Genomic DNA, 21,937 nt, shown 5'->3' with positions numbered 1-21,937 from the left:
TAACAGGCTGCCGAACACATGTTGAAATCGTGTCAGTCGCGAACGACGTCCAAGGCATGTATCGGGCCACGCAGATAGTCGTCGATACAGCGCAGGACGAGTTCACTGCGCCAGCGCCCAGGTTGCGCGACCAGCTCATCGCGACTGAGCCAGGTGGTCGCGACGATCCCGTCATCCAGCTCGCGGTGCGGGTCGTGCCGGATCGCCTTGGCGGTGAAGCAGACGCGCTGGTAGGTCACGCCATTGCTCGGTGCAGTGTAGAGATAGATCCCGGTTACGCCGGTAAGCTCCACGTCCCAGCCGGTTTCTTCGAGCGTTTCCCGTATCGCGGCCTGGCGCAGGGTTTCATTGGCCTCCAGATGGCCGGCGGGCTGGTTGAGCACCAGGCGCCCGGCCTTCAGTTCCTCGACGAGGAGAAAACGACCTGAGTCCTCGATGATCGTGGCCACGGTTACATGGGGGCACCAGTTCATAAGAAATTCCTCAAAAGACACTGCGCGAGCGTAACAGTCGCAATCATCGCTAGCGGGTGTAAAACGGAAAAACCCCGGCGCGAAGGCCGGGGTTTTCTTCAAGCGGGCCGGGGAGGCCCGCGCCTTCCTTTAACGCAGCGCAGCGAGCGCGTTGTTGAAGGTCTGGCTCGGACGCATGACCTTGCTGGTCAGTTCCGGGTTGGAGCGGTAGTAGCCGCCGATGTCGACCGGCTTGCCCTGTGCGGCGTTGAGCTCGGCAACGATGGTTGCTTCGTTCTCGGTCAGCGTTTTGGCCAGCGGAGCGAAGTGCGCCTGCAGTTCGAGGTCTTCGGTCTGAGCGGCCAGTTCCTGAGCCCAATAGAGTGCCAGATAGAAGTGACTGCCACGGTTGTCCAGTTCACCCGTCTTGCGCGACGGCGACTTGTTGTTGTCCAGCAGTTTGCCGGTCGCCGCATCCAGTGTCTTGCCCAGCAGCTTGGCTTTCGGGTTGTTGGTCTTGATGCCGGTTTCTTCCAGGGAAACCGCCAGCGCCAGGAACTCGCCGAGCGAATCCCAGCGCAGGTGGTTTTCTTCGATCAACTGCTGCACATGCTTAGGTGCCGAGCCGCCGGCGCCGGTTTCGTACATGCCGCCGCCGGCCATCAGCGGAACGATGGAGAGCATCTTGGCCGAAGTGCCCAGCTCCATGATCGGGAACAGGTCGGTCAGGTAGTCACGCAGTACGTTGCCGGTTACCGAGATGGTGTCACGGCCACGGATCATGCGCTCCATGCTGACGCGGATGGCTTCGTTGTAGCCCATGATGCTGATATCCAGGCCGCTGAGGTCGTGCTCTTTCAGGTACTTCTCGACCTTCTTCTGCAGTTCGCGGTCGTGGGCGCGCTCCGGGTCGAGCCAGAAGATTGCCGGGGTGTTGGACTGGCGGGCGCGGGTAACGGCCAGCTTGACCCAGTCGCGGATCGGTGCGTCCTTGGTCTGGCAGGCACGCCAGATATCGCCTTTCTCGACTTGGTGCTGCATCAGCACGGTGCCGTCGGCCAGCACGACGCGCATGGTGCCGTCGGCGGTCATCTCGAAGGTCTTGTCGTGCGAGCCGTATTCTTCGGCCTGCTGTGCCATCAGGCCAACGTTCGGCACGCTGCCCATCGTCACCGGATCGAATGCGCCGTTGGTCTTGCAGAAGTTGATCATCTCCTGGTAGATGCGGGCATAGGTGCTTTCCGGCATTACCGCCTTGGTGTCCTTCTGCTTGCCGTCCTTGCCCCACATCTGGCCGGAGTTGCGGATCATGGCCGGCATCGAGGCATCAACGATGACGTCGCTCGGGATGTGCAGGTTGGTAATGCCCTTGACCGAGTCGACCATCGCCATTTCCGGGCGGTGGCTGTAGACCTCGTGGATGTCGTGCAGGATTTCTTCCTGCTGCGAGGCCGGCAGCGACTTGATTTTGTCGTAGACGCTGCTGATGCCGTTGTTTGGATTGACGCCCAGGTCGTCGAACAGCTTGCCGTATTTGTCGAACACGTCTTTGTAGTAGACGCTGACGGCGTGGCCGAAGACGATCGGGTGGGAAATCTTCATCATCGTGGCCTTGACGTGCAGGGACCACATCACGCCGGTTTCCTTGCAGTCCTGCAGGGTGTCTTCGAAGAACGCCCGCAGTTTCTTGCAGCTCATGAACATGCTGTCGAGCACTTCGCCCTCAAGCAGGGAGAGTTGCTTCTTGACCTGAACCTGACCGTCCTTGCCGACGAACTCGAGGCGCACGTCACCGGCCTTCTCCATCGTGATGGACTGTTCGCTGGAGAAGAAGTCGCCACCGCGCATGTAGTCGGCATGCGACTGCGAAGCCTTGCTCCACTTGCCCATGGAGTGCGGGTGCTTGCGTGCATAGGCCTTGACGGCGGCAGGGGCGCGACGGTCGGAGTTGCCTTCACGTAGCACCGGATTGACGGCGCTACCGAGCACCTTGCCGTAGCGCGAGCGAACTTCTTTCTCGGCGTCGGTCTGCGGATCGTCTGGATAGTTCGGTACGTTGTAGCCGAGTGCCTGCAGCTCAGCGATGGCCGCCTTGAGCTGAGGGACCGATGCGCTGATGTTCGGCAGTTTGACGATGTTTGCATCCGGCTGCATGGTCAGCTCGGCGAGTGCGGCGAGACTGTCCTCGACGCGCTTGTCGGCGTCCAGGTGGTCGGCAAAATTCGCAAGGATACGCCCTGCAAGAGAGATGTCGCTGGTTTCGACGGCGATGTCTGCGGAGGCGGCAAACGCTTCGACGATAGGCAGAAGCGAGTAGGTGGCGAGAGCAGGGGCTTCGTCGGTGAAGGTGTAGATGATCTTCGAACGGGTGGGCATATCGTGTTGACTCTCTTCTTTGCTGGGCGTGCTCAAATCCTCGAAATGCGCAGGTAGGCGCTACGGCTCTCCGTTTCGTCGAGCCGGAAGTCAAGGGTTCGCCGCGGTGATGTTGGGTGCATCAGTAGAGTGTGGAGCATTTGATCCGTCAGGCCGCGGTAGCAGTGCGACGGCTTCAAGAAGCGGCGTCTCGATCCGGACAGGCGCTCCTTATGACTCGTTAGTCACCTACGCAGTATACCATCGTGCCGGTACGTCGAAGAATGTCGTCGCATAAGACGAACGAACATGTGGTCTGGCCCGATTCAAGTGGGTTAACCTCGGGCGCTGACCATTGTCAACCACGAAACGGAGTCCAGCATGGGATACCAAAAGATCCAGGTGCCAGCCAGCGGTGACAAAATCACCGTCAATGCCGATAACACTCTGAATGTTCCCGATAACCCGATCATTCCCTACATCGAGGGCGACGGCATTGGTGTCGATATCAGCCCGGTGATGATCAAGGTCGTCGATGCTGCCGTCGAGAAAGCCTATGGCGGAAAGCGCAAGATCGCTTGGATGGAAGTGTTCGCCGGCGAGAAGGCCACCCAGGTTTATGATCAGGATACCTGGCTGCCGAAAGAGACGCTGGAGGCCGTTCGTGACTATGTCGTATCCATCAAGGGGCCGCTGACCACACCCGTTGGCGGTGGTATCCGTTCGTTGAACGTAGCTCTGCGTCAGGAACTCGACCTGTACGTCTGTCAGCGTCCGGTACGCTGGTTTACTGGTGTGCCCAGCCCGGTGAAGAAGCCGGGCGACGTCGATATGGTGATCTTCCGCGAGAACTCTGAAGACATCTATGCGGGCGTTGAGTGGAAGGCAGGTTCGCCTGAGTGCGAGAAGGTGATCAAGTTCCTCACCGAGGAAATGGGGGTCAAGAAGATCCGCTTTACCGAGAACTGTGGCATCGGCATCAAGCCGGTATCGCTCGACGGCACCAAGCGTCTGGTTCGCAAGGCTCTGCAGTACGCCGTGGACAACGACCGCAGCTCGGTAACCATCGTCCATAAAGGCAACATCATGAAGTTCACCGAAGGTGCCTTCAAGGAATGGGGCTACGAAGTGGCGCGGGACGAATTCGGTGCCGAACTGCTCGATGGTGGTCCGTGGATGCAGTTCAAGAATCCGAATACTGGCAAAAACATTGTGGTCAAAGACGCGATTGCCGACGCCATGTTACAGCAGATCCTGCTGCGCCCGGCTGAGTATGATGTGATCGCTACGCTCAACCTGAACGGCGACTATCTATCCGATGCGCTGGCGGCCGAGGTGGGAGGTATCGGTATTGCGCCGGGCGCCAACCTTTCCGATACGGTCGCCATGTTCGAAGCGACGCACGGCACTGCGCCGAAGTATGCCGGTCAGGACAAGGTTAACCCTGGTTCGCTGATCCTCTCCGCGGAGATGATGCTGCGTCACATGGGGTGGATCGAAGCGGCCGATCTGATCATCAAGGCAACCGAGGGTGCGATTGCTGCGAAAACCGTCACCTACGATTTCGAGCGTCTGATGGAGGGCGCGCAGTTGATGTCCTGCTCACAGTTCGGCGATGCGATGATCAAGCACATGTAATCAGCTGCCCGATAAGGCACTCACTGAGCCGGGCCGCCTGTGGGCAGGTCCGGTTCAGTGCGAGCCTTTCGGTGGCAAAAACAAAAAGGCCGATCCATGATCGGCCTTTTTGCGTTCGGCTGGCGCTCAGGCGTCTACCGGAGTGGCGGCCTGGGTTGTCGGCGCTGCGACATCCGCGGATACCTGCTGAGGCCGGATATCTGTTGCGTGAAGGCCCTTCGGACCCTGCAGGATATTGAACATGACTGCTTGCCCAGCTTTGAGTGTCCGATAACCTTCCATCTGGATGGCGGAGTAGTGGGCGAACAGGTCCTCATCACCGCCGTCTGCTACGATGAAGCCGTAACCTTTGGCGTTGTTGAACCACTTGACCTTACCGCTTAGCATGCTGTTGTCCCTCTGCAAAGGAGTCCACTAGTGGAGTAACATCCATTTCATTCCGCGCTTGCAGCCTTGGGCCTTCATTGCGCGCAACCCATTTGCCCGATATAGGCACTTACTGTTTGTATCATCGTTTTGCCGATAGTCAAGGCGACTCGTCAGCTGGCTGTTAGCCCGTTCATTTACCTGGCCTCGGCGCCATGACCAGAACCGTATCCGCATGCGTGCATTTGCTCAGATTCGACTAACATTCAATCAGGATTCCGAACGAGAAGAGGACGATGCTTCCGGCCTGGCCGTGCAGGAAGCCAAGCCGGAATTGAAGGCGCCACCGATGTATAAGGTGGTCATGTTCAATGACGATTACACGCCAATGGATTTCGTCGTCGAGGTGCTGGAAGGCATCTTCAATCACAATCGGGAGGTGGCGACGCGGATCATGTTGGCTGTGCATACAGAGGGCCGCGCGGTGTGTGGTACGTACACGCGAGACGTGGCTGAAACCAAAGCGCTGCAAGTCAATCAATATGCAAGGGAATGCCAGCACCCGCTGCTTTGTGAGATCGAGAAGGACGGTTAACTCCGATTGCTGGGGAAGAGGTGAAGCTATGTTGAACCGTGAGCTCGAAGTCACTCTGAATCTGGCTTTCAAAGAGGCCCGCGCCAAGCGTCATGAATTCATGACGGTCGAACACCTCCTGTTGGCTTTGCTGGACAACGAAGCAGCCGCAACGGTCTTGCGTGCGTGCGGTGCCAGTCTGGATAAATTGCGGCGTGATCTGCAGGAATTCATCGACTCCACCACGCCCCTGATTCCTCCACACGACGAGGAGCGGGAGACGCAGCCTACGCTTGGATTCCAGCGTGTTCTGCAGCGCGCAGTTTTTCATGTTCAAAGTTCCGGCAAGCGCGAAGTCACCGGTGCCAACGTGCTGGTGGCCATCTTCAGCGAGCAGGAAAGTCAGGCGGTGTTCCTCCTCAAACAACAGAATGTAGCCCGCATCGATGTGGTCAATTATATCGCGCACGGAATCTCCAAGGTTCCTGGCAATGCGGGGAATCCTGAAAACGATGCCGAGATGCAGGATGATGAGGGAGGCGATTCAGCGGCCACGAGCAACCCGCTGGATGCCTATGCCAGCAATCTCAATGAGCTAGCGCGCCAGGGGCGGATAGATCCTTTGGTGGGGCGCGAACACGAGGTCGAGCGCGTCGCGCAGATTCTCGCGCGTCGTCGCAAGAACAATCCGCTGCTGGTAGGTGAGGCCGGCGTCGGTAAAACCGCCATTGCCGAAGGGCTTGCCAAGCGAATCGTCGACAAGCAGGTGCCCGACCTGTTGAGCGACAGCGTCGTATACTCACTCGATCTCGGAGCGCTGCTGGCGGGCACCAAGTACCGCGGTGATTTCGAGAAGCGCTTCAAGGCATTACTGCACGAGCTGCGCAAGCGTCCACAGGCCATTCTTTTCATCGACGAAATTCACACCATTATTGGAGCCGGAGCGGCATCGGGCGGTGTGATGGATGCTTCCAATCTGCTCAAGCCGTTGCTGTCCTCTGGTGAGATTCGTTGCATTGGCTCGACGACTTTCCAGGAGTTTCGTGGGATCTTCGAAAAGGATCGCGCACTGGCCCGACGCTTCCAGAAGGTCGATGTGTCGGAGCCTTCGGTGGAGGATACAGTGGGTATCCTGCGTGGCCTGAAGGGGCGTTTCGAGCAGCACCATCACATCGAGTACAGCGACGAGGCGCTTCGGGCTGCGGCCGAGCTGGCTTCGCGATACATCAATGATCGTCATATGCCCGACAAAGCGATCGATGTCGTCGATGAGGCCGGTGCGTTCCAGCGCCTCCAGCCTGAGGAGCGCCGAGTGAAGCTGATCGATGTCCCGCAAATCGAGGACATCGTTGCTAAGATTGCGCGCATTCCTCCGAAGCACGTGAGTAGTTCCGACAAGGAGCTGCTGCGCAACCTGGAGCGTGATCTGAAGCTCACGGTATTTGGCCAGGACGATGCCATCGATTCGCTTGCGACAGCGATCAAGCTTTCGCGTGCTGGGTTAAAAGCGCCTGACAAGCCCGTTGGTTCGTTCCTTTTCGCCGGCCCGACAGGGGTCGGCAAGACCGAGGCGGCAAGGCAGCTGGCTCGGGCGCTGGGAATCGAGCTGATTCGATTCGATATGTCCGAGTATATGGAGAGGCATACGGTGTCGCGTCTGATCGGGGCGCCTCCCGGGTATGTCGGTTTCGATCAGGGCGGTTTGCTGACTGAGGCCATTACCAAGCAACCGCATTGCGTGCTGTTGCTCGACGAAATCGAGAAGGCGCATCCAGAGGTCTTCAATCTGCTACTGCAGGTTATGGATCACGGCACGCTGACCGACAACAACGGGCGCAAGGCCGATTTCCGCAATGTGATCATCATCATGACCACCAATGCCGGGGCGGAAACCGCTGCACGAGCCTCCATTGGCTTTACCTTGCAGGATCATGCTTCGGATGCGATGGAGGTCATCAAGAAGAGCTTTACGCCCGAGTTCCGCAACCGTCTGGATACCATCATCCAGTTCGGTCGGTTGAGCCATGACGTCATCAAGAGCATCGTCGACAAGTTCCTCATCGAGTTGCAGGCGCAGCTCGAGGACAAGCACGTGACGCTCGAGGTCACCGATGCTGCGCGGAGCTGGTTGGCTGAGCATGGTTACGATGCGCGAATGGGCGCGCGTCCGATGGCGAGGCTGATTCAGGACAAGATCAAGCGCCCGCTGGCGGAGGAGATTCTCTTCGGGGAGTTGGCCGAGCATGGCGGCGTCGTGCATGTCGATATGCGTGACGGCGAGTTGTTTTTCGACTTCGAGACGACTGTCGAGCTCGCTTGATCGATAGCCTAGACGAGCGCCCGGCTTCGGCCGGGCGTTTTGTTTTTCGGGTTACCGATGAACGGCAAATACAAAAAAGCCCGGAAAGACCGGGCGTTTTTCTCGCGATTCGCTTAGCGAGCGCGGTAGGTGATGCGACCCTTGCTCAGATCGTAGGGGGTCAGCTCCACGCGAACCTTGTCACCGGTAAGAATCCGGATGTAGTTCTTGCGCATCTTTCCGGAGATGTGCGCAGTAACGACGTGCCCATTTTCCAACTCCACGCGAAACATGGTGTTAGGCAGGGTGTCGACGACAGTACCTTCCATTTCGAAGCTGTCTTCTTTCGACATTCAGTAAAGTCCTCGATATCAAGAAGAGCCCGGTGCAAGCACGCCCAGGCAAAAGCGGCAAGCATTGTGCCCGAAATGGCAGGATGAGCCAAGGACTTCAGCTGAGCGTCACCCAGCGCTGGTTGACCAGCAGCTCGATGGGCCGGTACTCGGTCTTATAATTCATCTTGCGGCAGTTCTTGATCCAGTAGCCTAAATAGACCGCTTTCAGTCCGAGGCGCGCAGCTTCGCCGATCTGCCAGAGAATGGCATAGCGGCCGAGGCTACGCCGTTCGTCCGAGGCGTCGTAGAACGTGTACACCGCCGACAGGCCGTTGGGGAGCACGTCAGTGACTGCCAGGGCCTTCAGGAGGCCGCCGAGGCGAAACTCGTAGAAGCGGCAGAACGAGAGGTCGCGAACGAGAAATGTGTTGAACTGGTCGCGGCTCGGGGGATACATGTCTCCGTCGGCGTGGCGTTTCTCGATATAGCTGGCGTAAAGGGCGTAATACTCCTCTGTGAAAGCTGGCTTGACGGGCCTGACCTGCAGGTCGGCGTTTCGCTTGAGGATGCGCTTCTGCTGACGACTCAGATTGACGCCCGTGGCCGGAATACGCGCCGGAATACAGGCCGAGCAGCGCTGGCAGTGAGGGCGATACAGATGATCGCCACTGCGTCGAAAGCCCATCTCCGAGAGTTCTGCGTAGACCTGCACATCCATTGGCTGGCTGGGGTCGAGAAACAGAGTGGTTGCCTGCTCGTCGGGCAGGTAACTGCAAGGGTGCGGCTGGGTCGCATAGAATTTGAGGCGGGCCAGGGAAGTCATGGTCAACTCTCGCAAATCTTGCGATCAGTGTAGGTCAGCTTGTCATGGCCGACTAGGCGCTCCAGTCGGCTTGGCTGGGCTGATCGATATAAGTCGCCAGCGCCTGCGCAAATGTTGCGCGCGGTATTGCCCTGGCGCCGAAACTGGCCAGATGCTGCGTCGGCATCTGGCAATCGATCAGTTCGAAACCCCAGTCACGCAAATGCTCGGCCAGTGTGGCGAAGCCCACTTTCGAGGCGTCGGTGGCGCGGCTGAACATGGATTCGCCGAAGAACAGGCGGCCAAGGGCCAACCCATAGAGCCCGCCGACCAGTTCGTCGTTGCGCCAGACCTCCACGGAGTGGGCAACGCCCATGTCATGGAGTTCGCCATAGGCGAGTTGCATCTCGCGGGTGATCCAGGTGCCGTCGGCGTAGCTGCGCGGTGCGGCGCAGCCCTCGACCACCGCGCGAAACGCTCGGTCGAAGGTGACGCGATAAGTGCCCTGGCGCATGCGCTTGCGCAGACTCCGCGAAACATGCAGTTCGTGCGGATAAAGCACCGTTCGCGGCTCGGGAGACCACCACAGCAGTGGCTGGCCCTCTTGATACCAGGGAAAGCAGCCGTGGCGATATGCGGCGAGCAGCCGTTGCGGGCTCAAATCGCCGCCGGCTGCCAGCAATCCGTTGGGTTCGCGCAGTGCCTTATCCAGTGGGGGGAAGGCGAGTGAATCGCGTTGCAGCCAAGTCAGCATAGGGCGAGAGGGCGGGGCGATAGCGCCCCGCCGAACGGTCAGTTATCGAGGTACTTTTCAGCGTCCAGCGCTGCCATGCAGCCAGCGCCGGCAGAAGTGATCGCCTGGCGGTAGACATGGTCCGCCACATCGCCCGCGGCGAACACGCCTGGAATGCTGGTGCAGGTGGCATCGCCGTCACCGCCGCCCTTGATCTTCAGGTAGCCATCCTTCATGTCGAGCTGTCCTTGGAACAGATCGGTGTTGGGCTTGTGGCCGATGGCGATGAATACGCCGGTCAGATCGAGCGTCGATTCCTCGCTGGTCAGCGTGTTCTTCAGGCGTACGCCAGTGACGCCACTGGCATCGCCCAGAACTTCCTCGAGGGTATGGTTCCAGTGCAGGCGGATATTGCCGTTGGCGGCCTTCTCCATGATCTTGTCCTGCAGGATTTTTTCCGAGCGCAGCTTATCCCGGCGGTGGATCAGGTGGACTTCCTTGGCGATATTCGACAGGTACAACGCCTCTTCGACGGCGGTATTGCCGCCGCCGATCACGGCGACCACCTGATTGCGATAGAAGAAGCCGTCGCAGGTCGCACAAGCGGATACGCCCCGCCCGGAGAAGGCCTCTTCGGAGGGGAGGCCGAGATACTGCGCGGAGGCGCCCGTGGCGATGATCAGCGCATCGCACGTATAGGTGCCGCTGTCCCCCTGGAGCGTGAACGGGCGCTGTTGCAACTGTGCCGTATGGATGTGATCGAAGACGATCTCGGTGTCGAAGCGCTCGGCGTGCTTTTGCATACGGACCATCAGATCCGGGCCGGTGAGGCCTTCGACGTCACCGGGCCAGTTGTCGACTTCGGTGGTGGTCGTCAGCTGGCCACCGGGCTGGATGCCGGTGATCATGAGCGGCTTCAGGTTGGCGCGCGCGGCGTACACCGCGGCGGTATATCCGGCAGGGCCAGAGCCGAGAATGATCAGACGCGAATGCTTGACTTCACCCATAAAAAGCCCTCATAAGCCTTTGTTGCGAATAGAGAAGCGTGCTCCAGTCGAGCCGCGCTGCGAAAACCGGCGTTTATGCTACACCGAAGCATCGCCAAAAGCCCAAGCCGACGCGGAACCGGCATGCGATCGAACCGACAAACCCGTACAATGCCGGGGTTCTGGCTGACTACGGTTCATCGAGGCGCCGCAGGCGCAGGAAATACAGCGTTTTGAAGAATTCCTCCTCTACTGCGCCAGCAGCCGTCTGGCGCCAGCAGTTGCATTACCGCCTGAAGGAGGGCGCACTGATCGCCCTGGGTGCCCTGTGTGCCTACCTCTGGATGGCATTGCTCACCTACGATCCTTCCGATCCGGGCTGGACCCACACCAGCAATGTTCAGCAGGTGCAGAACGCCGCCGGCCGGGCCGGCGCCTGGTTTGCCGATGTGCTGTTCATGGTGCTGGGCTATTTCGCCTATGTGTTTCCGTTGTTGCTGGGAGTCAAAACCTGGCAGGTATTCCGCGCGCGGCATGAGGCTTGGCGGTGGAATGGCTGGCTGTTTTCCTGGCGGTTGATCGGTTTGGTGATTCTGGTCCTTTCCGGTTCGGCGCTGGCCTATATCCATTTCCAGTCAGCCGAAGGGCTGCCGGCCTCGTCCGGGGGCGCGTTGGGCGAGAGTCTGGGGCAGTTCGCGGTTCTCTCGCTGAACGTACAGGGCAGCACGCTCGCACTACTGGCGCTGTTTTTGTTCGGTTTGACCGTCTTTACCGATCTGTCGTGGTTCAAGGTCATGGACCTGACCGGCAAGATCACGCTGGATCTCATCGAGCTGATTCAGAGCGTCTTCAGCCGCTGGTGGAACGCCCGTGCCGAACGCAAACAGCTGGTCGCGCAGTTGCGCGAGGTCGACGACGTGGTGAGCGAAGTGGCCGCACCGATGGTTCGCGACCGCCGCGAGCAGGCCAAGGTCAAGGAACGCATCATCGAGCGTGACGAGGCGCTGGCCCGACACATGAGCGAGCGCGACAAGCGCGTCGCGCCGGTGATCGCGCCGCCACCACCGTCGAAGCCTTCCGAGCCGAGCAAACGCGTGCTCAAGGAAAAGCAGGCCACGCTGTTCGTCGATCCACTGGTCGAAGGCAGTTTGCCGCCGATCTCGCTGCTCGATGCGGCCGAGAAGCAGCAGAAGCAGTACTCGCCGGAGTCCCTTGAGGCGATGTCGCGGCTGCTGGAGATCAAGCTCAAGGAGTTCGGCGTCGAGGTGGTCGTCGAGTCCGTGCATCCGGGGCCGGTGATCACTCGCTTCGAAATCCAGCCAGCTGCGGGCGTCAAGGTCAGCCGTATCTCCAACTTGGCCAAGGACCTGGCGCGCTCGCTGGCAGTGATCAGCGTGCGGGTGGTGGAAGTGATTCCCGGCAAGACCACCGTCGGCATCGAGATTCCCAACGAGGATCGTCAGATCGTGCGCTTCTCCGAGGTGCTGTCGTCGGCGCCGTATGACGACGCCAAGTCGCCGGTCACCCTGGCGCTCGGCCATGACATCGGCGGCAAGCCGGTCATCGCCGATCTGGCGAAGATGCCGCACCTGCTGGTGGCCGGTACGACCGGTTCCGGTAAGTCGGTAGGAGTCAATGCAATGATCCTGTCGATCCTGTTCAAGTCCACGCCCGAAGAGGCGCGGCTGATCATGATCGATCCGAAGATGCTCGAGCTGTCGATCTACGAGGGTATCCCGCACTTGCTCTGCCCGGTGGTCACCGACATGAAGGAGGCTGCCAACGCGTTGCGTTGGAGCGTCGCCGAGATGGAGCGGCGCTATAAGCTGATGGCGGCGATGGGCGTGCGTAACCTTGCCGGCTTCAATCGCAAGATCAAGGAGGCTGAGGAGGCGGGCACACCGCTGACCGATCCGCTGTTCCGGCGCGAGAGCATGGACGACCAGCCGCCGCTGCTGAAGGCGCTGCCGACTATCGTCGTGGTGGTCGACGAATTCGCCGACATGATGATGATCGTCGGCAAGAAGGTCGAAGAGCTGATCGCGCGTATCGCGCAGAAGGCGCGTGCGGCGGGCATACATCTGATTCTCGCCACCCAGCGGCCGTCGGTCGACGTGATCACCGGGCTGATCAAGGCGAACATTCCGACTCGCATGGCGTTTCAGGTCTCGAGCAAGATCGACTCGCGCACCATCCTCGACCAGGGCGGTGCCGAACAATTGCTCGGCCATGGCGACATGCTTTACCTGCCGCCGGGCACCGGCCTGCCGATCCGCGTGCATGGCGCCTTCGTCTCCGACGACGAGGTGCACCGTGTGGTTGAAGCCTGGAAGGCCCGTGGCGCACCGGATTACATCGAAGAGATCCTCGCAGGCGTGGAAGAAGCCGGCAGTGGCTTCGACGGCGGCGCCGGCGAGGGCGGTGGCGAAGGCAGCGAGGAGGACCCGCTGTACGACGAGGCCGTGCGCTTCGTTACCGAAAGCCGTCGCGCGTCGATTTCCGCTGTGCAGCGTAAGTTGAAGATCGGTTACAACCGCGCCGCTCGGATGATCGAGGCCATGGAAATGGCCGGCGTGGTGACTTCCATGAACACCAATGGCTCGCGCGAAGTCCTCGCGCCGCCACCTATGCGCGATTGACTCGCTTCGAGGGCTTCATGCAATTGATCCGTTTGCTGTGTGCATCCGTCCTGCTGGTCGCGCTGTCTCCGGCGCATGCCGACCAGGCAACATCGACCAAGCGTCTCACCGGGCTGCTCAGCCAGGCCGAGACCCTGACCGGGCGCTTTTCCCAGTTGTCGCTCGATGGCAGCGGTACCCAGCTGCAGGAGACCTCCGGCGAGCTGGCGCTCAAGCGCCCCGGGCAGTTTCGCTGGCATACCGACGCGCCGATGGAGCAGCTGCTGGTTTCCAACGGCGAAAAGGTCTGGCTGTATGATCCGGACCTGGAGCAGGTCACCATCCAGAAGCTCGACCAGCGGCTGACCCATACGCCGGCGCTGCTGCTGTCGGGCGACGTATCGACCATCAGCGAAAACTTCGAGGTCTCCCACAAGGAGGCCGGCGATGTGGTCGACTTCACGCTCAAGCCGAAGGCCAAGGACACGTTGTTCGACAACCTGCGTCTGTCCTTTCGCGGCGGGGTGATCAACGACATGCAGCTAATCGACAGTGTCGGCCAGCGCACCAATATCCTGTTCATGGGGGTGAAGATGAACCAGCCGCTGAAGGCCGATCTGTTCACCTTCGAGATTCCCGAAGGCGCCGACGTCATTTCCGAGTGATCGGCCGTTGCCCGAGGCCCGTATGTTCCGGGCCCTGCCAATAGAGGTAGCCGTCCGCGATGGACCTGTTCAGCCGCGAACCCGTTGCCCAGCCGCTCGCCGCACGGTTGCGCCCGGCCAGCCTCGACGAGTACGTCGGGCAGGAGCATCTACTCGCGCGCGGCAAGCCGCTGCGTGAGGCGCTGGAGCAGGGCGCATTGCACTCGATGGTGTTCTGGGGGCCGCCGGGCGTCGGCAAGACCACGCTAGCACGGCTGCTGGCCAAGGTTTCCGACGCACATTTCGAGACCGTTTCGGCGGTGCTGGCCGGGGTCAAGGAGATTCGCCAGGCGGTAGAGATTGCCAAGCAGCAGGCGGCGCAGTATGGCCGGCGCACGATCCTGTTCGTCGACGAGGTGCATCGCTTCAACAAGTCGCAGCAGGACGCGTTTCTGCCCTACGTGGAAGACGGCACGCTGATCTTCATTGGTGCCACCACCGAGAATCCCTCCTTCGAGCTGAACAACGCGCTGCTTTCGCGGGCGCGCGTCTATGTACTCAAGAGTCTCGACGAAGCTGCGCTGCGTAAGCTGGTCGGGCGGGCGCTGAGCGAGCCGAAGGGGCTTGGCGATCTGCATCTCGAGCTGCCGGAAGAGAGCTTCCAAATGCTGCTGGCGGCTGCCGATGGCGATGGTCGCCGCCTGCTCAACCTGCTGGAGAATGCTTCGGATCTGGCCGAGGAGGGCGGTTCGATCGGACCCGATCTGCTGCAGGATCTGCTCGGCGACAGCCGCCGACGCTTCGACAAGGGCGGCGAGGCGTTCTACGACCAGATTTCGGCGTTGCACAAATCGGTGCGCGGTTCCAATCCGGACGCCGCGCTCTACTGGTTCGCGCGCATGCTCGATGGCGGCTGCGATCCGCTGTACATCGCCCGTCGCGTGGTGCGCATGGCCAGCGAGGAAATCGGTAATGCCGATCCGCGAGCGCTGCCATTGTGCCTGAATGCCTGGGATGTGCAGGAGCGTCTGGGCAGCCCCGAGGGCGAGCTGGCGGTAGCGCAGGCGATTGTCTACCTTGCCTGCGCGCCCAAGAGCAACGCCGTCTACACCGCCTTCAAGGCGGCCATGCGCGATGCCGCCGAGAACGGCTCGCAGGAGGTGCCGCTGCACCTGCGCAACGCTCCGACCCGATTGATGAAGGACCTGGGTTACGGCAACGAGTACCGCTACGCCCACGACGAGCCGGACGCCTATGCCGCGGGCGAGGATTACTTCCCCGAGGCGATGGAGCCGCGCCGCTATTACCATCCGGTTCCGCGCGGGCTGGAAAGCAAGATTCGCGACAAGCTCGAACACTTGGCGCGGCTCGACCGCGAAAGCCCGCTGCAACGGAGAAAGCCATGATCCGTATGGTTCTGGCCGTCACCTGTGGCGGCGTGATCGGCACGCTGCTGCGCTTTGCCATCTCCACCTGGGTCAGCACCCAGTGGCCGCGGCAGTTCTATCTGGCCACGCTGGCGGTCAATCTCGTCGGGTGCCTGCTGATCGGCTATCTCTACGCGACCTTTCTGCTGCGTCCGGAGATTTCGCCGGAGCTGCGGGGGGCGCTGATCATCGGTTTTCTCGGCGCGCTGACGACCTTCTCCAGCTTCTCGCTGGATGCCTTGCGGCTGCTGGAGAGCGGGCAGATCGCAATCGCCTTCGGCTATCTCGCTTCCAGCGTGCTCGGCGGCCTGCTGGCGGCCTGGGCCGGGTTGGCGCTGGCAAGGTTATGAACCCGCACGGCTTCAAGTAAACTCCGTTCCCTCTTCGCCTTTCATCCAAGCTTTCACAGACGAGACCCACCATGCTTGATTCGAAACTGGTACGCACACAGCTACAGGACGTGGCGGCCCGCCTGGCCACCCGCGGCTACCAGCTGGACGTCGCGCGCATCGAGGCGCTGGAAGCCCAGCGCAAGGTGGTGCAGACCCGCACCGAGCAACTGCAGGCCGAGCGCAATGCGCGCTCCAAGTCCATCGGCCAGGCCAAGCAGCGCGGCGAAGACATCGCGCCGCTGCTCGCCGACGTGGATCGCATGGGCTCGGAGCTCGAATCCGGCAAGCAGGAGCTGGACCGCATCCAGGGCGAGTTGGATCAGCTGATGCTCAGCATTCCCAACCTGCCGCACGAGTCGGTACCGGTCGGCGAGGATGAAGAGGGGAACGTCGAGGTACGCCGCTGGGGTACGCCGGTGACCTTCGACTTCCCCGTGCAGGATCATGTCGCGCTCGGCGAGCAGCATGGCTGGCTGGACTTCGAGACCGCCGCCAAGCTCTCCGGGGCCCGTTTCGCCCTCATGCGCGGGCCGATCGCTCGCCTGCACCGCGCGCTGGCGCAATTCATGATCGACCTGCACACCCGTGAACACGGCTACGAAGAGGCCTACACGCCTTATCTCGTGCAGGCTCCGGCGTTGCAAGGCACCGGCCAGTTGCCGAAGTTCGAGGAAGATCTGTTCAAGATCAGCCGTGAAGGCGAGGCCGATTTCTACCTGATCCCGACCGCCGAGGTCTCGCTGACCAATATTGTCGCTGGCGAGATCCTGGATGCCAAAGAGCTGCCACTGAAACTCGTCGCGCACACACCGTGCTTCCGCAGCGAGGCCGGTGCTTCCGGGCGTGACACCCGCGGCATGATCCGCCAGCACCAGTTCGACAAGGTCGAGATGGTGCAGATCGTCGAACCGTCGAAATCCTTCGAGGCCCTGGAGAGCCTGACCGCCAATGCCGAGAAGGTCCTACAGCTGCTGGGCCTGCCATACCGCGTGCTGGCGCTGTGCACCGGCGACATGGGCTTCGGTGCGACCAAGACCTACGATCTGGAGGTCTGGGTGCCGAGCCAGGACAAGTACCGCGAGATTTCCTCGTGCTCCAACTGCGGCGACTTCCAGGCCCGGCGCATGCAGGCGCGTTATCGTAACCCGGAGACCGGCAAGCCGGAGCTGGTGCACACCCTCAATGGCTCCGGCCTCGCAGTGGGGCGCACGCTGGTCGCGGTGCTGGAAAATTACCAGCAGGCCGACGGCAGCATCCGCGTGCCGGATGTGCTCAAGCCGTATATGGGCGGTATCGAGCTCATCGGCTAGGCCTCGCGCAGATGGGTGCGGACGCCGTGCGACCCACGCGTGGCGTTGCGGCAAATGGCCCATCCTTGATTTTCGACAGGGGCAGGCCGATGCCGATCGGCTCAGATGCCCCTATCTACTGAGCTGAAATCGGGATCGAGCCGCATGGATTACCTTCCTCTGTTCCACAATCTCCAGGGCCGTCTGGTTCTGGTCGTCGGCGGTGGCGATATCGCCTTGCGCAAGGCGCGGCTGCTGTCCGAGGCTGGCGCGGTTCTACGGGTGGTTGCGCCACAGCTCGATCCGCAGCTGGTCGCGCTGGTGGAGCAGCAGGACGGCACGATCGCGCCGCGCGGCTATGCCGACGGCGACCTTGCCGGCTGTGTGCTGGCGATTGCCGCCACCGACGACCAGCCGCTCAACGCTCGCGTCTCGCAGGATGCCCGCGCGCTGGGCGTGCCGGTCAACGTGGTGGATTCGCCGGAATTGTGCAGCGTGATCTTCCCGGCCATCGTCGATCGATCGCCGCTGGTGATCGCGGTTTCCAGCGGTGGCGATGCCCCCGTGCTGGCCCGGCTGATCCGTGCGCGTATCGAAACCTGGATTCCGGCGGCCTATGGCCAGCTCGCCGGGTTGGCCAAGCAGTTTCGTGCCAAGGTCAAGGCGAGGTTTTCCGACGTCCAGCAGCGCCGGGTGTTCTGGGAGGAGGCGTTCCAGGGGCCCATCGCCGAACAGGCGCTGGCCGGTCGCACCGCCGAGGCCGAGCGCCTGCTGGCGGAGAAACTCGCCGGCGCCGCGCCGCGTGCGCTGGGCGAGGTCTATCTGGTCGGCGCCGGTCCGGGCGATCCCGATCTGCTGACCTTTCGTGCGTTGCGGCTGATGCAGCAGGCCGACGTGGTGCTCTACGACCGTCTGGTGGCTCCGGCGATCGTCGACCTGTGCCGGCGCGATGCCGATCGCATCTATGTCGGCAAGCAGCGCTCCGAGCATGCGGTGCCACAGGAGCAGATCAACCAGAAACTCGTCGAGCTGGCCCGGCAGGGCAAGCGCGTGCTGCGCCTGAAGGGCGGTGATCCGTTCATCTTCGGTCGTGGCGGTGAGGAGATCGAAGAGCTGGCCGCCAACGGCGTGCCGTTTCAGGTGGTCCCGGGCATCACGGCGGCCAGCGGTTGCGCCGCCTACGCCGGGATTCCGCTGACCCATCGCGACCACGCGCAATCGGTGCGCTTCGTCACCGGTCATCTCAAGGATGGCACCTGCGATCTGCCGTGGGCCGAGCTGGCGGCGCCGGCGCAGACGCTGGTGTTTTACATGGGGCTGGTCGGGTTGCCGATGATCTGCCGCGAACTGATCGCGCACGGCCGCGCTGCGCACACGCCCGCCGCACTGGTGCAGCAGGGTACGACGCGCACCCAGCGGGTGTTCACCGGCACGCTGGCCGAACTGCCGGAGCTGATCGCCGCGCAGGAAGTCCAGGCGCCGACTCTGCTGATCGTCGGCGAGGTGGTACAGCTGCGTGAAAAGCTGGCCTGGTTCGAAGGCGCCGAGGCCTGACGCTCGTCAGAAATTAAAAAGCCCCGGATTGCCGGGGCTTTTTCGTCATGCAGATGGCGGAGGCGGTGAGATTCGAACTCACGGAAGAGTCTCCCCTTCGGCGGTTTTCAAGACCGCTGCCTTCAACCACTCGGCCACACCTCCGCATGAAGCGGGCGCCATAGTACCGGATCGAAACACACTGTCAAACACTGCGAGTCAAACTGCTCCCGGTGCTCTGTTATAGTCGCCGACGAATCGTTTTCATCCTCGGGAGTGTCGCCATGCACGAACACGAATACGCGCTTAGCCACACGCAGGTCGAACAGCGCGAAGTCAGCAAGGTCCTGCGCAACACCTATGGCCTGCTGGCCATGACGCTGGCCTTCAGCGGCCTGATCGCATACCTCGCCATGCAGGCCAACGCCGCGTATCCGAACATCTTCGTGGTGCTGATCGGCTTCTACGGCCTGTTCTTCCTGACCGCCAAACTGCGCAATTCGGCCTGGGGCCTGGTTTCCACCTTCGCCCTGACCGGTTTCATGGGATATACCCTCGGTCCGGTGCTCAACATGTATCTGGGCCTGAGCAACGGCGGCGAGCTGATCAGCTCGGCACTGTCGATGACAGCGCTGGTGTTCTTCGGCTTGTCGGCCTACGTGCTGATCACCCGTAAGGACATGAGCTTCCTCAGCGGCTTCATCACCGCAGGCTTCTTCGTTCTGCTCGGCGCCATGCTGGCCGGCTTCTTCTTCGAGATCACCGGGCTACAACTGGCGATCAGCGCCGGCTTCGTGCTGTTCTCCTCGGCCTGCATCCTGTTCCAGACCAGCGCGATCATCCACGGCGGCGAGCGTAACTACATCATGGCCACCATCGGCCTGTACGTTTCGCTGTACAACCTGTTCCTCAGCTTGTTGCAGCTGCTGGGCATCTTCGGTGGCGACGACTGATCGCGCGCCGGATCGATGGAGCCCGCTTCGGCGGGCTTTTTCGTTTTTCCGGCTCGCGTATCATGTCGGCCCAGCAACCCACTGGTGAGCCATGAAATTCGCGATCGCCCTGTTTTCTCCTCCGCATGCGCCGGCCTCGCGTCGGGCCTTGCGCTTTGCCGAAGCGGTGCTGGCCGGCGGACATGACATCGTTCGCCTGTTCTTCTATCAAGACGGGGTGCACAGCGCGTCGGCCAACATCGTCACCGCGCAGGACGAGCTGGATGTTGCTGGTGAGTGGAGTCGCTTCATCGCTGCACACCAGCTGGACGGCGTGGTGTGCATCGCCGCCGGCCTGCGCCGCGGTGTGTTGGACGAGCAGGAGGCGCGCCGCTACGCGCGTGCTGCGGCCAACCTGGCCGGGGGCTGGGAGCTTTCCGGTCTGGGTCAGTTGCACGAGGCGGCGCAACAGGCCGACCGTCTGATCTGCTTTGGAGGTGACTGATGGCGCGTTCGATGCTGATCATCAGCCGTCAGTCGCCCTGGTCAGGTCCGGGCGCGCGTGAGGCGCTGGATATCGTGCTGGCCGGTGGCGCGTTCGAGCTGCCGCTGGGCTTGCTGTTCCTCGACGACGGCGTGTTCCAGCTGGTGCCGGGGCAGCAGGCCGCGTGCCTGCAGCAGAAAGACCTCGGTGCCAACCTGCAGGCCTTGTCACTGTTCGGCGTCGAGGCGCTCTACGTCGCGTCGCGCAGTCTTGCCGAGCGCGGCCTGGAGGGGCAGCCGCTGAGCCTGCCGGTGGAGCTGCTCGACGATACCGGCCTGCGCGCACTCATCAATCGCTATGACCATGTGATCACTCTCTGATGGCGACCCTGCACGTTCTTTCCGCGTCACCTTTTGCCAGCGACCATTTCGCCGGCTGCCTGCCACTGCTCGGCGCGGGCGACGGTCTGCTGCTTTGCGGCGATGCTGTGTATGCGCTGCGGGCCGCCACGGCCCAGCGCCGCCAGCTCGAACAGCTAGCGCCAGAGATTGCGCTGTTCGCCCTGGCCGAAGACGTCGAAGCTCGCGCGCTCGGCGATCGTCCTGCACGGGTGGCGCTGCTCGATTACCCGGGCTTCGTTGAGCTGTGCGGCCGCTTCGAGCGGGTCAACAGCTGGCTATGAGCGTCCTGAACGTGGACGGCCGGCACATCGAGCTGGACGACGACGGCTACCTGCGCGATCTCGCCGAATGGAACGAGGAGGTAGCCCAGGCGCTCGCCGAGCGCGAAGGACTGACGCTCGAAACCGCGCACTGGGAAGTCATCCACCTGCTGCGCGACTTCTATCGCGAGTTCCAGCTGTCGCCGGCCACCCGCCCGCTGATCAAGTACGTCGCCCTCAAGCTGGGGGCGGAAAAAGGCAACAGCCTGCACCTCAACCGTCTATTCAACGGCACCCCCGCCAAGCTGGCCGCCAAGCTGGCGGGGCTGCCCAAACCGAGCAACTGTCTATGAATCTGGTCACCCCTGAAGAGCATCCGTTTGCCGTTTTCGTGCGTATTCTTGGCAAGGGCAAGCGGGGTGCGCGCGACCTGACCCGCGAGGAGGCCCGCGAGGCGATGGGCATGTTGCTCGATGGGCAGGTCGAGGAGGCCCAGCTCGGTGCCTTTCTCATGCTGCTGCGGCACAAGGAGGAGAGTGCCGAGGAGCTGGCCGGCTTTACCGACGCGGTGCGTGCGCGGGTGGGCGAGCAGAACATTGCGGTCGATCTCGACTGGCCGAGCTACGCCGGCAAGAAGCGTCATCTGCCGTGGTATCTGCTTGCTGCGAAATGCCTCGCCGGCAATGGCGTGCGCATTCTGATGCACGGTGGCGGCGCGCACACCGCCGGGCGCCTCTACAGCGAGCAGCTGCTCGATGTGCTCGGCATTGCACGCTGTGCAAGCTGGCAGGAGGTGGGGGCCGCGCTCGATCGCGACGGACTGGCGTTCACTCCGCTCGGCGCCTGGATGCCGACGCTGCAGCGCATGATCGACCTGCGCAATGTGCTCGGCCTGCGCTCGCCGGTCCACTCGCTGGCGCGCATCCTCAATCCGCTGAACGCGCGCTGCGGTTTGCAGAGCATCTTCCATCCCGGCTATCAGGACACCCACCGGGAGGCGAGCCGGCTGCTGGGCGACCACGCCATCGTGATCAAGGGCGAGGGCGGGGAGATCGAAATCAACCCGGACAATATTTCCCATCTGTATGGCACCACCGCCGGCCAGGCCTGGGACGAGGAGTGGCCGGCGCAATCGGCGCAACGCCACGTCAAGCCTGCGACGCTCGAGCCGCGGCACCTGCTCGACGTCTGGCATGGCCGCGCCAGCGACGCCTACGGCGAGCTGGCCGTGGTGGCGAGCATGGCGCTGGGCCTGCGCGGGCTCGGGCATCCGCATGAGGCGGCGTTCGAGCTGGCGCAACGCTACTGGGCGCAGCGCAATTCATCGAACTGACGGATCGGTTAGACCAAGCATTCGGTCCCATCGACCGAACCATCGTCTCTAGAGTGCTTCCTAATAGAAACAACTGGAGGCACG

Annotated in this window: 22 protein-coding genes and 1 tRNA gene; 15 read left to right on the top strand and 8 right to left on the bottom strand. The window is 61.9% G+C overall.

Annotation, left to right across the window (positions count from 1 at the left end; genetic code table 11):
* Window positions 1-32: 32 nt before the first annotated feature.
* Window positions 33-473 (bottom strand): NUDIX hydrolase, encoded by a 441-nt coding sequence (locus tag U8L64_RS07220; protein WP_043299081.1) that lies wholly within the window; start codon window positions 471-473, stop codon window positions 33-35.
* 129 nt (window positions 474-602) lie between these two features.
* The gene (locus U8L64_RS07215) at window positions 603-2,828 is read right to left on the bottom strand and encodes an NADP-dependent isocitrate dehydrogenase (protein WP_333395653.1); all 2,226 of its coding nucleotides are present in this window, start codon (window positions 2,826-2,828) and stop codon (window positions 603-605) included.
* 360 nt (window positions 2,829-3,188) lie between these two features.
* On the opposite strand from U8L64_RS07215, the gene icd reads away from it, so the two are divergent.
* Entirely contained in the window at window positions 3,189-4,445 is a 1,257-nt protein-coding gene (gene icd, locus U8L64_RS07210; RefSeq protein WP_043299078.1) for an NADP-dependent isocitrate dehydrogenase, read from the top strand.
* A 126-nt stretch (window positions 4,446-4,571) separates the two neighbouring features.
* Here the strand turns inward: icd and cspD are convergent, their stop codons facing one another.
* Window positions 4,572-4,832 carry a cold shock domain-containing protein CspD gene (gene cspD, locus U8L64_RS07205; protein ID WP_054094901.1) on the bottom strand — a complete coding sequence of 87 codons (261 nt, stop codon included), beginning with the start codon at window positions 4,830-4,832 and terminating at the stop codon, window positions 4,572-4,574.
* Window positions 4,833-5,046: 214 nt separating this feature from the next.
* Here cspD and clpS point away from each other — a divergent pair, with 214 nt between their 5' ends.
* Entirely contained in the window at window positions 5,047-5,406 is a 360-nt protein-coding gene (gene clpS / locus U8L64_RS07200) for an ATP-dependent Clp protease adapter ClpS (protein WP_043299076.1), read from the top strand.
* 28 nt (window positions 5,407-5,434) lie between these two features.
* Window positions 5,435-7,705 carry an ATP-dependent Clp protease ATP-binding subunit ClpA gene (gene clpA, locus U8L64_RS07195; protein WP_043299074.1) on the top strand — a complete coding sequence of 757 codons (2,271 nt, stop codon included), beginning with the start codon at window positions 5,435-5,437 and terminating at the stop codon, window positions 7,703-7,705.
* Window positions 7,706-7,818: 113 nt separating this feature from the next.
* Here the strand turns inward: clpA and infA are convergent, their stop codons facing one another.
* The 4 genes from infA to trxB form a co-directional block, all read right to left on the bottom strand.
* Window positions 7,819-8,037, bottom strand: coding sequence for a translation initiation factor IF-1 (gene infA, locus U8L64_RS07190; protein WP_002553999.1), 219 nt, complete (start codon window positions 8,035-8,037; stop codon window positions 7,819-7,821).
* Window positions 8,038-8,134: 97 nt separating this feature from the next.
* Window positions 8,135-8,842, bottom strand: coding sequence for an arginyltransferase (locus tag U8L64_RS07185; protein ID WP_043299073.1), 708 nt, complete (start codon window positions 8,840-8,842; stop codon window positions 8,135-8,137).
* A 52-nt stretch (window positions 8,843-8,894) separates the two neighbouring features.
* Window positions 8,895-9,575 (bottom strand): leucyl/phenylalanyl-tRNA--protein transferase, encoded by a 681-nt coding sequence (gene aat / locus U8L64_RS07180; RefSeq protein WP_043299072.1) that lies wholly within the window; start codon window positions 9,573-9,575, stop codon window positions 8,895-8,897.
* 38 nt (window positions 9,576-9,613) lie between these two features.
* Window positions 9,614-10,561 carry a thioredoxin-disulfide reductase gene (trxB, locus tag U8L64_RS07175; RefSeq protein WP_043299071.1) on the bottom strand — a complete coding sequence of 316 codons (948 nt, stop codon included), beginning with the start codon at window positions 10,559-10,561 and terminating at the stop codon, window positions 9,614-9,616.
* 161 nt (window positions 10,562-10,722) lie between these two features.
* Here trxB and ftsK point away from each other — a divergent pair, with 161 nt between their 5' ends.
* The 6 genes from ftsK (at window position 10,723) to cysG (ending at window position 18,464) form a co-directional block, all read left to right on the top strand.
* The gene (ftsK, locus tag U8L64_RS07170; RefSeq protein WP_175415028.1) at window positions 10,723-13,179 is read left to right on the top strand and encodes a DNA translocase FtsK; all 2,457 of its coding nucleotides are present in this window, start codon (window positions 10,723-10,725) and stop codon (window positions 13,177-13,179) included.
* A 17-nt stretch (window positions 13,180-13,196) separates the two neighbouring features.
* Window positions 13,197-13,823, top strand: coding sequence for an outer membrane lipoprotein chaperone LolA (gene lolA, locus U8L64_RS07165; RefSeq protein ID WP_043299067.1), 627 nt, complete (start codon window positions 13,197-13,199; stop codon window positions 13,821-13,823).
* A 59-nt stretch (window positions 13,824-13,882) separates the two neighbouring features.
* Window positions 13,883-15,208 (top strand): replication-associated recombination protein A, encoded by a 1,326-nt coding sequence (locus tag U8L64_RS07160; protein ID WP_054094842.1) that lies wholly within the window; start codon window positions 13,883-13,885, stop codon window positions 15,206-15,208.
* Window positions 15,205-15,579, top strand: coding sequence for a fluoride efflux transporter CrcB (gene crcB, locus U8L64_RS07155; RefSeq protein ID WP_054094843.1), 375 nt, complete (start codon window positions 15,205-15,207; stop codon window positions 15,577-15,579). The genes U8L64_RS07160 and crcB overlap by 4 nt, the downstream gene beginning before the upstream one ends.
* Window positions 15,580-15,650: 71 nt before the next feature.
* Window positions 15,651-16,931, top strand: coding sequence for a serine--tRNA ligase (serS, locus tag U8L64_RS07150; protein ID WP_155551722.1), 1,281 nt, complete (start codon window positions 15,651-15,653; stop codon window positions 16,929-16,931).
* Between the two features lie 144 nt (window positions 16,932-17,075).
* Window positions 17,076-18,464 carry a siroheme synthase CysG gene (cysG, locus tag U8L64_RS07145; protein WP_333395136.1) on the top strand — a complete coding sequence of 463 codons (1,389 nt, stop codon included), beginning with the start codon at window positions 17,076-17,078 and terminating at the stop codon, window positions 18,462-18,464.
* 54 nt (window positions 18,465-18,518) lie between these two features.
* On the opposite strand, the gene U8L64_RS07140 is transcribed toward cysG, so the two are convergent.
* Window positions 18,519-18,608: transfer RNA gene (locus U8L64_RS07140), tRNA-Ser, on the bottom strand.
* A gap of 119 nt (window positions 18,609-18,727) precedes the next feature.
* Between U8L64_RS07140 and U8L64_RS07135 the strand changes: the two genes are divergently transcribed.
* The 6 genes from U8L64_RS07135 to U8L64_RS07110 all read left to right on the top strand — a co-directional run bounded on the left by U8L64_RS07135 (window position 18,728) and on the right by U8L64_RS07110 (window position 21,853).
* A complete protein-coding gene (locus U8L64_RS07135; RefSeq protein WP_008570805.1) occupies window positions 18,728-19,396 on the top strand; it encodes a Bax inhibitor-1/YccA family protein in 669 nt (222 codons plus the stop codon).
* A gap of 91 nt (window positions 19,397-19,487) precedes the next feature.
* Complete coding sequence (tusD, locus tag U8L64_RS07130) at window positions 19,488-19,880, top strand: sulfurtransferase complex subunit TusD (protein ID WP_043299058.1); 393 nt, start codon at window positions 19,488-19,490, stop codon at window positions 19,878-19,880.
* Window positions 19,880-20,239 carry a sulfurtransferase complex subunit TusC gene (gene tusC, locus U8L64_RS07125; RefSeq protein WP_333395133.1) on the top strand — a complete coding sequence of 120 codons (360 nt, stop codon included), beginning with the start codon at window positions 19,880-19,882 and terminating at the stop codon, window positions 20,237-20,239. The genes tusD and tusC overlap by 1 nt, the downstream gene beginning before the upstream one ends.
* The gene (gene tusB / locus U8L64_RS07120) at window positions 20,239-20,541 is read left to right on the top strand and encodes a sulfurtransferase complex subunit TusB (RefSeq protein WP_138299736.1); all 303 of its coding nucleotides are present in this window, start codon (window positions 20,239-20,241) and stop codon (window positions 20,539-20,541) included. Before tusC ends, tusB begins: the two co-directional genes overlap by 1 nt.
* Window positions 20,538-20,873, top strand: coding sequence for a TusE/DsrC/DsvC family sulfur relay protein (locus U8L64_RS07115; RefSeq protein ID WP_043299054.1), 336 nt, complete (start codon window positions 20,538-20,540; stop codon window positions 20,871-20,873). Before tusB ends, U8L64_RS07115 begins: the two co-directional genes overlap by 4 nt.
* Window positions 20,870-21,853, top strand: coding sequence for a glycosyl transferase family protein (locus U8L64_RS07110; protein ID WP_333395129.1), 984 nt, complete (start codon window positions 20,870-20,872; stop codon window positions 21,851-21,853). Before U8L64_RS07115 ends, U8L64_RS07110 begins: the two co-directional genes overlap by 4 nt.
* The last annotated feature ends 84 nt before the right edge of the window (window positions 21,854-21,937 follow it).

Source organism: Pseudomonas sp. FIP_A4 (assembly GCF_036701605.1).
Lineage (GTDB): Bacteria > Pseudomonadota > Gammaproteobacteria > Pseudomonadales > Pseudomonadaceae > Stutzerimonas > Stutzerimonas phenolilytica.
Note: the sequence above shows the minus strand (reverse complement) of the source record. Positions and strands in the feature narration are given on the sequence as shown.

What these genes read in the sequence shown, in the direction of transcription:
- U8L64_RS07220 (WP_043299081.1), bottom strand. Translation starts at nt 473, where the DNA reads ATGAACTGGTGCCCCCATGTAACCGTGGCCACGATCATCGAGGACTCA.
- U8L64_RS07215 (WP_333395653.1), bottom strand. Translation starts at nt 2,828, where the DNA reads ATGCCCACCCGTTCGAAGATCATCTACACCTTCACCGACGAAGCCCCT.
- icd (WP_043299078.1), top strand. Translation starts at nt 3,189, where the DNA reads ATGGGATACCAAAAGATCCAGGTGCCAGCCAGCGGTGACAAAATCACC.
- cspD (WP_054094901.1), bottom strand. Translation starts at nt 4,832, where the DNA reads ATGCTAAGCGGTAAGGTCAAGTGGTTCAACAACGCCAAAGGTTACGGC.
- clpS (WP_043299076.1), top strand. Translation starts at nt 5,047, where the DNA reads ATGCGTGCATTTGCTCAGATTCGACTAACATTCAATCAGGATTCCGAA.
- clpA (WP_043299074.1), top strand. Translation starts at nt 5,435, where the DNA reads ATGTTGAACCGTGAGCTCGAAGTCACTCTGAATCTGGCTTTCAAAGAG.
- infA (WP_002553999.1), bottom strand. Translation starts at nt 8,037, where the DNA reads ATGTCGAAAGAAGACAGCTTCGAAATGGAAGGTACTGTCGTCGACACC.
- U8L64_RS07185 (WP_043299073.1), bottom strand. Translation starts at nt 8,842, where the DNA reads ATGACTTCCCTGGCCCGCCTCAAATTCTATGCGACCCAGCCGCACCCT.
- aat (WP_043299072.1), bottom strand. Translation starts at nt 9,575, where the DNA reads ATGCTGACTTGGCTGCAACGCGATTCACTCGCCTTCCCCCCACTGGAT.
- trxB (WP_043299071.1), bottom strand. Translation starts at nt 10,561, where the DNA reads ATGGGTGAAGTCAAGCATTCGCGTCTGATCATTCTCGGCTCTGGCCCT.
- lolA (WP_043299067.1), top strand. Translation starts at nt 13,197, where the DNA reads ATGCAATTGATCCGTTTGCTGTGTGCATCCGTCCTGCTGGTCGCGCTG.
- U8L64_RS07160 (WP_054094842.1), top strand. Translation starts at nt 13,883, where the DNA reads ATGGACCTGTTCAGCCGCGAACCCGTTGCCCAGCCGCTCGCCGCACGG.
- crcB (WP_054094843.1), top strand. Translation starts at nt 15,205, where the DNA reads ATGATCCGTATGGTTCTGGCCGTCACCTGTGGCGGCGTGATCGGCACG.
- serS (WP_155551722.1), top strand. Translation starts at nt 15,651, where the DNA reads ATGCTTGATTCGAAACTGGTACGCACACAGCTACAGGACGTGGCGGCC.
- cysG (WP_333395136.1), top strand. Translation starts at nt 17,076, where the DNA reads ATGGATTACCTTCCTCTGTTCCACAATCTCCAGGGCCGTCTGGTTCTG.
- U8L64_RS07135 (WP_008570805.1), top strand. Translation starts at nt 18,728, where the DNA reads ATGCACGAACACGAATACGCGCTTAGCCACACGCAGGTCGAACAGCGC.
- tusD (WP_043299058.1), top strand. Translation starts at nt 19,488, where the DNA reads ATGAAATTCGCGATCGCCCTGTTTTCTCCTCCGCATGCGCCGGCCTCG.
- tusC (WP_333395133.1), top strand. Translation starts at nt 19,880, where the DNA reads ATGGCGCGTTCGATGCTGATCATCAGCCGTCAGTCGCCCTGGTCAGGT.
- tusB (WP_138299736.1), top strand. Translation starts at nt 20,239, where the DNA reads ATGGCGACCCTGCACGTTCTTTCCGCGTCACCTTTTGCCAGCGACCAT.
- U8L64_RS07115 (WP_043299054.1), top strand. Translation starts at nt 20,538, where the DNA reads ATGAGCGTCCTGAACGTGGACGGCCGGCACATCGAGCTGGACGACGAC.
- U8L64_RS07110 (WP_333395129.1), top strand. Translation starts at nt 20,870, where the DNA reads ATGAATCTGGTCACCCCTGAAGAGCATCCGTTTGCCGTTTTCGTGCGT.